7 protein-coding genes and 1 pseudogene are annotated in these 10,400 nt (G+C 55.1%); all 8 read left to right on the forward strand.

What is annotated here, in order from left to right:
- The first annotated feature begins 32 nt into the window (after nucleotides 1-32).
- Entirely contained in the window at nucleotides 33-4,286 is a 4,254-nt protein-coding gene (gene rpoC / locus OE750_RS07695) for a DNA-directed RNA polymerase subunit beta' (RefSeq protein ID WP_263763188.1), read from the forward strand.
- A 129-nt stretch (nucleotides 4,287-4,415) separates the two neighbouring features.
- Nucleotides 4,416-5,234: a putative rhamnosyl transferase gene (locus tag OE750_RS07700; RefSeq protein WP_263763190.1), complete on the forward strand. Its 819-nt coding sequence runs from the start codon at nucleotides 4,416-4,418 to the stop codon at nucleotides 5,232-5,234.
- Entirely contained in the window at nucleotides 5,231-6,151 is a 921-nt protein-coding gene (locus OE750_RS07705) for a DMT family transporter (protein ID WP_263763192.1), read from the forward strand. The genes OE750_RS07700 and OE750_RS07705 overlap by 4 nt, the downstream gene beginning before the upstream one ends.
- Entirely contained in the window at nucleotides 6,148-6,999 is an 852-nt protein-coding gene (locus OE750_RS07710) for a putative rhamnosyl transferase (RefSeq protein ID WP_263763194.1), read from the forward strand. The genes OE750_RS07705 and OE750_RS07710 overlap by 4 nt, the downstream gene beginning before the upstream one ends.
- A 270-nt stretch (nucleotides 7,000-7,269) precedes the next feature.
- Nucleotides 7,270-7,641, forward strand: a complete 372-nt coding sequence (gene rpsL, locus OE750_RS07715; protein ID WP_215959443.1) for a 30S ribosomal protein S12 — start codon at nucleotides 7,270-7,272, stop codon at nucleotides 7,639-7,641.
- A 12-nt stretch (nucleotides 7,642-7,653) separates the two neighbouring features.
- Entirely contained in the window at nucleotides 7,654-8,124 is a 471-nt protein-coding gene (gene rpsG / locus OE750_RS07720) for a 30S ribosomal protein S7 (RefSeq protein WP_089887581.1), read from the forward strand.
- Nucleotides 8,125-8,139: 15 nt separating this feature from the next.
- A complete protein-coding gene (fusA, locus tag OE750_RS07725; protein ID WP_263763202.1) occupies nucleotides 8,140-10,257 on the forward strand; it encodes an elongation factor G in 2,118 nt (705 codons plus the stop codon).
- Nucleotides 10,258-10,323: 66 nt separating this feature from the next.
- Nucleotides 10,324-10,400, forward strand: a pseudogene (locus tag OE750_RS07730) (elongation factor Tu); the annotation flags it as partial.

Raw genomic sequence — 10,400 nt, forward strand, 5'->3', positions numbered from 1 at the left:
CTCCCTTCCGCAACCAATTTGAGGACATCAAAATGAACCAGGAACTTACAAACAACCCGTTTAACCCGCTGACGCCAACGAAGGTTTTTGACGAGATCAAAGTCTCGCTTGCTTCGCCAGAGCGTATCCTGTCGTGGTCATTCGGGGAGATCAAGAAACCCGAAACCATCAACTACCGGACGTTCAAGCCAGAGCGTGACGGCCTTTTCTGTGCGCGTATCTTCGGGCCAGTAAAAGACTACGAATGCCTCTGCGGCAAATACAAACGTATGAAGTATCGCGGCGTTGTCTGCGAGAAATGCGGTGTTGAAGTCACGCTCCAGAAAGTGCGCCGCGAGCGTATGGGCCACATCGAGCTGGCCTCGCCTGTTGCACACATCTGGTTCCTCAAGTCGCTTCCATCGCGGATCGGCCTGATGCTGGATATGACACTGCGTGACCTTGAGCGCGTGCTGTATTTTGAAAACTACGTTGTGATCGAGCCCGGCCTGACGGACCTGACGTATGGCCAGATGCTCACCGAAGAAGAGTATATGGACGCGCAAGACCACTACGGTATGGATGCGTTTACCGCGAACATCGGTGCGGAAGCGATCCGTGAGATGCTGGCCCAGATCGACCTTGAGAGCGAGGCAGAAACCCTGCGCGCAGACCTTAAGGAAGCGACAGGCGAGTTGAAGCCGAAGAAGATCATCAAGCGCTTGAAAGTGGTTGAGAGCTTCCTTGAGAGTGGCAACCGCCCCGAGTGGATGGTTATGACGGTTATTCCCGTGATCCCGCCAGAGCTTCGCCCGCTGGTTCCGCTGGATGGTGGCCGCTTTGCGACGTCGGATCTCAACGATCTTTACCGCCGTGTCATCAACCGTAACAACCGCCTGAAGCGGCTCATCGAGCTGCGTGCGCCTGATATCATTGTGCGCAACGAAAAGCGGATGTTGCAGGAATCTGTGGATGCGTTGTTTGACAACGGCCGCCGTGGCCGCGTGATCACGGGGGCCAACAAGCGCCCGCTGAAATCACTTTCAGACATGCTGAAAGGTAAGCAAGGCCGCTTCCGTCAGAACCTTTTGGGTAAGCGCGTCGACTTCTCAGGCCGGTCTGTCATTGTGACGGGTCCGGAGCTGAAGTTGCACCAGTGCGGTCTGCCCAAGAAGATGGCTTTGGAGCTGTTCAAACCGTTTATTTACAGCCGTTTGGAGGCCAAAGGCCTTTCGGCAACTGTAAAGCAGGCCAAGAAGCTTGTGGAGAAAGAGCGCCCCGAAGTCTGGGATATTCTGGATGAAGTTATCCGCGAACATCCTGTCATGCTCAACCGCGCGCCGACGCTTCACCGCCTTGGTATCCAGGCGTTTGAACCTGTGCTGATCGAAGGGAAAGCGATCCAGCTTCACCCGCTGGTTTGCTCGGCTTTCAACGCTGACTTTGACGGTGACCAAATGGCCGTTCACGTGCCGCTCTCGCTGGAAGCCCAGCTTGAAGCGCGTGTTCTCATGATGTCGACAAACAACGTGCTTTCGCCTGCGAACGGTGCGCCGATTATCGTTCCGTCACAGGATATGATTTTGGGCCTCTATTACACGACCATCGAGCGTGAAGGCATGAAGGGCGAAGGCATGACCTTTGCTTCGATTGAAGAGGTTCAGCACGCACTTGATGCGGGCGCTGTTCACTTGCACTCGAAAATCACCGCGCGGGTTCCGCAGGTGGACGACGAAGGCAACACCGTGATGCAGCGTTTTGAAACGACACCGGGCCGTGTGCGCCTTGGTGCGCTTCTGCCGCAGAACAACAAAGCGCCATTCGAACTGGTCAACCGTTTGCTTCGCAAGCGTGAAGTTCAGCAGGTGATTGATACGGTCTACCGTTATTGCGGGCAGAAAGAGTCTGTTATTTTCTGTGACCAGATCATGACCATGGGCTTCCGCGAAGCTTTCAAGGCGGGCATTTCGTTTGGTAAGGATGATATGGTAATCCCTGACACCAAATGGACGATCGTTGACGAAACACGCGGCTTTGTGAAGGACTTCGAACAGCAGTATCTCGACGGCCTCATCACACAGGGCGAGAAATACAACAAAGTTGTCGATGCTTGGTCAAAGTGTAACGACAAAGTCACCGAAGCGATGATGAGCACCATTTCGGCAGATAAACGCGATGAAGACGGGTCCGTCTCAGAGCCGAACTCTGTTTACATGATGGCTCACTCGGGCGCGCGTGGTTCTGTTACGCAGATGAAGCAGCTCGGCGGGATGCGCGGATTGATGGCGAAGCCGAATGGCGACATCATCGAAACGCCGATTATCTCGAACTTCAAGGAAGGCCTCAACGTTCTCGAGTACTTCAACTCGACCCACGGTGCGCGGAAAGGTCTTTCGGATACCGCTCTGAAAACGGCGAACTCCGGTTACCTGACACGCCGTCTTGTTGACGTTGCCCAGGACTGCATTGTGCGTGAGCATGACTGTGGGACCGAGCGTGCAATCACGGCTGAAGCGGCTGTGAATGACGGTGAGGTTGTTTCCTCACTGGCCGAGCGCCTCTTGGGCCGTGTGGCCGCAGACGATATTCTGCGCCCCGGAACCGACGAGGTGATCATCACACAAGGCACGATGATTGACGAGCGTATGGCAGATGCGATTGATGCGGCTGGCGTTGTCAGCACACGCATCCGCAGCCCTCTGACATGTGAAGCCGAGGATGGTGTTTGCGCTATGTGCTACGGGCGTGACTTGGCGCGCGGCACGATGGTAAACCAAGGTGAGGCCGTAGGCATCATCGCGGCGCAATCCATCGGCGAGCCTGGCACACAGTTGACGATGCGGACCTTCCACATCGGCGGCGTTGCGCAGGGTGGTCAGCAGTCGTTCCTTGAAGCAAGCCAGCAAGGTAAGATCACCTTCGAGAACGCTTCATTGCTTGAGAACGAAGCAGGCGAAGCGCTTGTTGTCGGCCGTAACATGAAAATCGCGATTGTCGGTGACGATGGTGAGGAACGTGCAAGCCACAAACTCAGCTACGGTACAAAGCTCTTTGTCAAAGAAGGTGCCAAGGTTCTGCGTGGCGACAAGCTGTTTGAATGGGATCCTTACACGCTTCCGATCATTGCGGAGAAGGCCGGTACAGCCAAGTTTGTTGACCTCGTGAGCGGTATTGCCGTGCGCGACGAGACAGATGACGCGACAGGCATGACCCAGAAGATTGTGATCGACTGGCGTGCTGCTCCGAAAGGCAATGAACTCAAGCCAGAGATCATCCTGTCGGATAAAGACGGCGAGCCGGTGCGCAACGATGCGGGCAATCCTCTGACCTATCCGATGTCTGTTGATGCGATCCTCTCGGTTGAAGAAGGCCAAGAGATCAAAGCGGGTGATGTTGTTGCGCGTATTCCTCGTGAAGGTGCGAAAACAAAAGACATCACCGGTGGTCTGCCACGAGTGGCCGAGCTTTTCGAAGCCCGCCGCCCGAAAGACCACGCGATCATTGCAGAGATCGACGGATATGTCCGTTACGGGCGCGACTATAAAAACAAGCGCCGGATCTCGATCGAGCCGTCAGACGAGAGCATGGAGGCCGTTGAATATATGGTTCCGAAGGGCAAGCACATTCCAGTTATGGAAGGCGACTTTGTCCAGAAGGGCGATTACATCATGGACGGCAACCCTGCGCCGCATGACATCCTCTCTATTATGGGTGTTGAAGCGCTGGCCGACTACATGATCGACGAGGTGCAAGATGTTTACCGCCTGCAAGGCGTGAAGATCAACGATAAGCACATCGAGGTTATCGTGCGTCAGATGCTCCAGAAGTGGGAGATTCTGGACAGTGGCGACACAACGCTTCTCAAAGGCGAGAATGTCGACAAGGTCGAGTTTGACGAGGCCAATGCCAAGGCGGAAGCCCGTGGCGGACGCCCTGCACAAGGCGAGCCGATCCTTCTCGGGATCACCAAAGCGAGCTTGCAGACACGTTCGTTCATCTCGGCGGCGTCGTTCCAGGAGACAACCCGCGTTCTTACCGAAGCCTCTGTGCAAGGTAAGAAAGACAAGCTGGTTGGCCTCAAGGAAAACGTCATCGTGGGCCGTCTTATCCCTGCGGGGACAGGTGGTGCGACGAAGCAGATGCGCCGTGTTGCACAAGACCGCGACAACGTAGTGCTTGAAGCGCGCCGTGAAGAGGCCGAGGCGGCAGCAGCTCTTGCTGCTCCGACAGCTGACGACGATGTTTTCTCCGGCAACAAAGCCGCTGAAGAAAATACCGGTCAGATGCCTGAGAGCCGCGAAGAGTAAGCTCTTTCACATAACAGTTGGAAAACCCCGTCCTTTGAGGCGGGGTTTTTCTTTTGGGGGATGCGAAGGTGCGCTTGGCTCTTTTCTTTTGTGCCGATCAAGTGTTTTCTGAGTAAGAGGAGGCGCTTCATGGCAGAGCAGACAAAGACGCCGCAGGTGATCGGGCTGGTGCGGTTTTCCGTATTGGCGACGGATTACTATTCGGACACCCACGGCAGCCCCGAGGCCGTGGCCGCGCATTTGTATACGCCCGAGCGCATGGCGCTGCGGTTGCAGATGTTTGAAACGCTGTGTCTGCCGTCGCTTGTGCGCCAGAGTGATCAGGGGTTCCGGCTTGTTGTGCTGACATCAACCAAGCTGCCCGCCGATGTGCGCGCGAAGCTTGATGCATTGATTGCGCCGCATGAAAACATGAGCGTTTTTGCCGCCGAGCCGGGCGCGCATTACCAGATTATAAAGGCGGCCTATGCCTCCGCGCATGAAGACGGCCACACCCATCGTATTACCTTTCGGCTGGATGATGATGATGCTTTGGCGGGCGATTATATTGCGCGGCTCAAGGCGCTTGCGGGGCCGCTTCTGCAGATGAAGTCCGACGAGCCGACTGTTATTGCTTTCAACCGCGGATTTTATGTTGAGGTCACGGGGAAAGGGAACAACGCGGTGTTTGATACGGTCGAGCGCGCGCCTTTGTCTTGCGGAACGGCGCTGTTGCATCCGGTGAGCTACGGGCGCAACCCGTATCGCTACAATCACCGTGCTTTGGCGCAGCATTATACGGTTTACTCCGATATTTCCGCGCCCTGCTTTTTGCGCACAATCCACCGCGATAACAAATCAAGCCCAGCCAAGCTTGGGATCATCGACAAGGTGAAGCCCGAGAAGGTGGCCAAGCAGATAAAGAGCTTATTCGGTTTTGATATTGATATGCTGAAAGGCCTCAGATGATTTCGGCCCAAGACAATGTGCGCGGTGCGCTTTTGATGATGGCGTCTATGGCGGCGTTTACGTTTAACGACGCGTTTATGAAGATGATTTCGGAGCAGATTCCGCTCTTCCAGCTTCTGACGCTGCGGGGCGTTTTGACGACTGTTCTTGTGGCGCTTGTGATGCTGGCGATGGGGCGGTTGCGCTTCGGGATTCCGCGGCAGGACCGAATGCTTGTGCTCATTCGCGTCGTTGCGGAGGCGGGGTCGGCATATTTTTTCCTGACTGCTCTTTTCAACATGCCGATTGCCAATGTCAGCGCGATTATGCAGGCTTTGCCGTTGACGATCACATTAGCGGCGGCTGTTTTCTTTCGGGAGCCTGTGGGATGGCGGCGTTTGGCGGCTATTCTTGTGGGCTTTGTCGGGGTCATGCTGATCATTCGGCCAGGGGCGGACGATTTTACGATCTATTCGGTCTATACGCTGGCGGCGGTGGCTGTTGTGACAGTGCGAGACCTTGCCACACGGCGTCTGAGCGCTGAAACGCCTTCCATGGCGGTGACGCTTTATTCCTCAATCGGGGTGACGATTTTCTTTGCACTGGCCTCGCCTTCACAGGGCTGGGTTCCTGTTGACGGCTATGTCGCGATGATGATCGCGGGGGCGGCTTTGATGGTGATCGGCGGGTATGTCTGCTCGATTATGGTGATGCGGGTTGGAGAGATCAGCTTTGTGGCGACATTTCGCTATACCTCGCTCGTCTGGGCGCTTGTGCTGGGCTGGCTTGTCTTTGGGGATTGGCCCAAGCCTGTTACTCTGTTGGGTGCGGCGATTGTGATCGGCTCTGGTGTGTTTATGCTCTTGCGTGAACGCCAGTTGAACAAGCGTTTGGCAATGGCTGCTGCAGCGCGGCCTGCGGCGGGTGGGGGCGTATGAGGACTGCCAAGCTTCAGGTGCTCGGGCTTTGCCGCTGGTCTTATCCGAGCCAGACGGGGGCGTTTAACAACAAGGGCGAGAGCCTTGAAGCGCTGCGCGCTGAGCTTTACACGCCTGAACGGATGGCTGTCAGGCTGTTTTTTCTGGAACACCTTGTTCTGCCAAGCCTGCGGGGGCAAACGGACAAGGATTTTACCCTACTGTTGATGATGGGCGACAGCCTGCCCGAGCCATGGAGGGGGCAGGTGCTCGAGCTCATCAAGGATGTGGACCAGGTGAAGCCGGTGTTTTTGCCAGAAGGGCAAAACCACATGGAAGCTTGCCGCGTGCTGATGATGGAGCATCGCGACCAGACGGCTGATGTTGTTATCGAGTTTCGTCTTGATGATGACGATGCCGTGGCACGGAGTTTTGTTGAGAGGCTGCGGGCGCTCTACCGCCAGCTGAGACCGATCTACAAGGAGCACGGGCGCGCGGCTGTCGATTTTTGCCGCGGTTTTCTGTTTCGCTGCGAGCCGGACGGAAGTGTGAACTATTTGCCCGTAGAGGCGCGGCTTTGGACACCTGCGCTGGCGCTCTATTTGCCACCTGATCACAAGCGCAGCCTGATCAACTATCCGCATATGCGCACCTGGCGGAGTATGCCTGTGCTCAGCCTCAACAAGAGCCCGATGTTTGTGCGCGGCGCGCATGAGGGCAATGACAGCGCGATAAAAGAGCGTAAGGTGGATACCTTCCGCTTCAAGCTTGAGACATTGCCTGATCTCGCGCGTTCTGAATTTGGCGTTGACTTGGAGTGCTTCGAGGCCGGGTGGGGCCGTGTGACTGCGCGAAATGGCGCAGCCTGATGTGATCGTCCTGCGCGTGTTGACAAGTTGAGCGACTCCCCATAAAAGCCCCTCATCCGGCTAAGGGGACACCCCGATGCCGTTTGCAAAACTTGAGTGGTCAAGATCCGAGCTAATGCTGCGAAGATCCTCTGAGAACCCGCCGCGCCGTTTACCTCGGAATGGGAACGATGCGGCTTTTGTGTGTTGTGGACGCATAACGCGCAGCAAATTGAAACCGCGGGGGGACACCCTTGCACACATGTGTCGAACAAACGGGAAAAGAGCCCTATGCCAACGATCCAACAGCTTATCCGGAAGCCCCGGAAGCCGAAAGTCAAACGCTCCAAATCGCTTCACCTTGAGGGCAACCCTCAGAAGCGCGGCGTTTGCACACGCGTTTACACAACAACGCCCAAGAAACCGAACTCTGCTATGCGTAAAGTTGCCAAAGTGCGCCTTACAAACGGCTTTGAAGTTATCAGCTACATCGGTGGTGAAAGCCACAACCTTCAGGAGCACTCAGTTGTCCTGATCCGTGGCGGTCGTGTAAAAGACCTTCCGGGTGTCCGTTACCACATCCTGCGCGGTGTTCTGGATACCCAAGGTGTTAAAGACCGTAAGCAGCGCCGTTCGAAATATGGCGCTAAGCGTCCTAAGTAAGGAAGAGATCACATGTCACGTCGTCACGCCGCTGAAAAACGCGAAGTTCTACCTGACGCCAAGTTTGGTGATCGGGTTCTGACAAAATTCATGAACAATCTGATGATCGACGGCAAAAAAGCCGTTGCTGAGCGGATTGTCTACAACGCGTTTGACCGCGTTGAGAGCAAAATCAAGCGCGCACCTGTGGAAGTGTTCCACGAAGCGCTCGAAAACATCAAGCCTTCGGTTGAAGTGCGTTCGCGCCGCGTTGGTGGTGCAACCTATCAGGTGCCTGTTGAAGTCCGCCCCGAGCGCCGCGAAGCTCTGGCTATTCGCTGGTTGATCAATGCGAGCCGCGCTCGCAACGAGAACACCATGGAAGAGCGCCTTGCCGGCGAGCTGATGGATGCTGTGCAATCTCGCGGCTCTGCTGTGAAAAAGCGCGAAGACACCCACAAAATGGCCGATGCGAACAAAGCATTCAGCCACTACCGCTGGTAAGAGGAAGTATCTGATATGGCACGCGAGTATCCACTCGAACTATACCGGAACTTTGGTATCATTGCGCACATCGACGCAGGGAAAACCACGGTTTCGGAACGTATCCTGTTTTACACAGGCAAGAACCACACCATGGGCGAGACCCACGATGGCGCGGGCACGATGGACTGGATGGAACAAGAGCAGGAGCGGGGTATTACCATCACCTCTGCTGCGACCACCACGTTCTGGGAGCGGACCGAAACAGGCACAGAGCCTGACGGCCCAAAGCACCGCATGAACATCATCGACACACCCGGCCACGTTGACTTCACGATTGAAGTTGAGCGTTCGCTGGCTGTTCTCGATGGTGCTGTTGTTGTTCTCGACGGTAACGCCGGTGTTGAGCCACAGACAGAAACAGTGTGGCGCCAAGCTGACCGCTACAAAGTTCCGCGTATGGTTTTTGTCAACAAAATGGACAAGATCGGTGCTGACTTCTTTAATTGCGTTGCAATGATTGAAGACCGCACCGGCGCGCGCGCAATTCCGATTGCGCTTCCGATCGGGTCAGAAAACGATCTTGAAGGTCTTATTGATCTTGTGACCATGGAAGAATGGCTGTGGCAAGGTGAAGACCTTGGCGCCTCTTGGATCAAGGCTCCTATCCGTGAAGGTCTCGCTGGTCAGGCTGCTGAATGGCGTGAGAAGCTGGTTGAAGCGGCTGTTGAGCAAGACGATGACGCGATGGAAGCTTACCTTGAGGGCAATGAGCCAGACGTGAAAACGCTGCGTTCATTGATCCGTAAGGCGACGCTGAACTTGTCTTTCGTGCCTATTCTTGGCGGTTCCGCGTTTAAAAACATCGGCGTTCAGCCGCTGCTTAACGCGGTCAACGATTATCTGCCAAGCCCGCTCGATGTGATTGACTACATGGGCTTCAAGCCTGGCGACGAGACAGAGACACGTAACATTCCACGTCGTGCAGACGACAACATGGCGTTCTCCGCTCTTGCGTTCAAAATCATGAACGACCCCTTCGTGGGCTCCCTGACATTTACACGGATTTACTCCGGTACTTTGTCAAAGGGTGACAACATGCTCAATTCCACCAAAGGTGGCAAAGAGCGCGTTGGCCGTATGATGATGATGCACTCCAACGAACGCGAGGAAATTTCCGAAGCGTTTGCTGGCGACATTATTGCGCTTGGTGGTCTCAAGAACACAACAACCGGTGACACAATCTGTTCGCCAAACGACCCTGTTGTTCTTGAAACAATGACGTTCCCTGATCCTGTAATCGAGATCGCTGTTGAGCCAAAAACAAAAGCAGACCAAGAAAAGATGGGCATCGCCCTTCAGCGTCTGTCGGCAGAAGACCCTTCCTTCCGCGTGGAAACCGACCTTGAATCAGGTCAGACCATCATGAAGGGCATGGGCGAACTTCACCTCGACATCCTTGTTGACCGCATGAAGCGTGAATTCAAGGTCGAGGCCAACATCGGTGCGCCACAGGTTGCTTATCGCGAGACGATTTCCCGTGAAGTCGAGCACACCTACACGCACAAGAAGCAGTCGGGTGGTTCAGGCCAGTTCGGCGAGGTGAAAATGATCATCTCTCCAACAGAAGCAGGCGAAGGCTACTCGTTTGAAAGCCGTATCGTTGGCGGGTCAATTCCTAAGGAATACATTCCTGGCGTTGAAAAGGGCATCAACTCGGTTATGGACAGCGGCCCCTTGGCCGGCTTCCCCGTGATCGACTTTAAAGTTGCTCTGATCGACGGTAAGTTCCACGATGTTGACTCCTCGGTTCTCGCATTCGAGATCGCTGCACGTATGTGTATGCGTGAAGGTATGCGTAAAGCCGGCGCGAAACTGCTTGAGCCAGTGATGAAAGTCGAAGTGATTACGCCTGAAGAGTATACAGGCAGCATCATTGGCGATCTGACATCACGCCGTGGTCAGGTGAACGGACAGGACACACGCGGCAACGCGATTGCGATTGACGCATTCGTACCGCTGGCGAACATGTTCGGCTACATCAACAACCTGCGTTCCATGTCTTCGGGCCGCGCGCAGTTTACGATGCAGTTCGACCATTACGAACCGGTTCCAAGCAACATCTCGGAAGAAATTCAGGCGAAATTCGCCTAATTCCAACACTGAAATCTGGGCGGGCCGCTTTGGTCCGCCCATCCATAGAATGATTAGGAGGCCATCATGGCAAAGGAAAAGTTCAGCCGTAATAAACCACACTGCAACATCGGCACGATTGGTCACGTTGACCACGGCAAGAC

The organism is Lentibacter sp. XHP0401, assembly GCF_025751535.1.
In the GTDB taxonomy this organism is placed as follows: Bacteria; Pseudomonadota; Alphaproteobacteria; order Rhodobacterales; family Rhodobacteraceae; genus Lentibacter.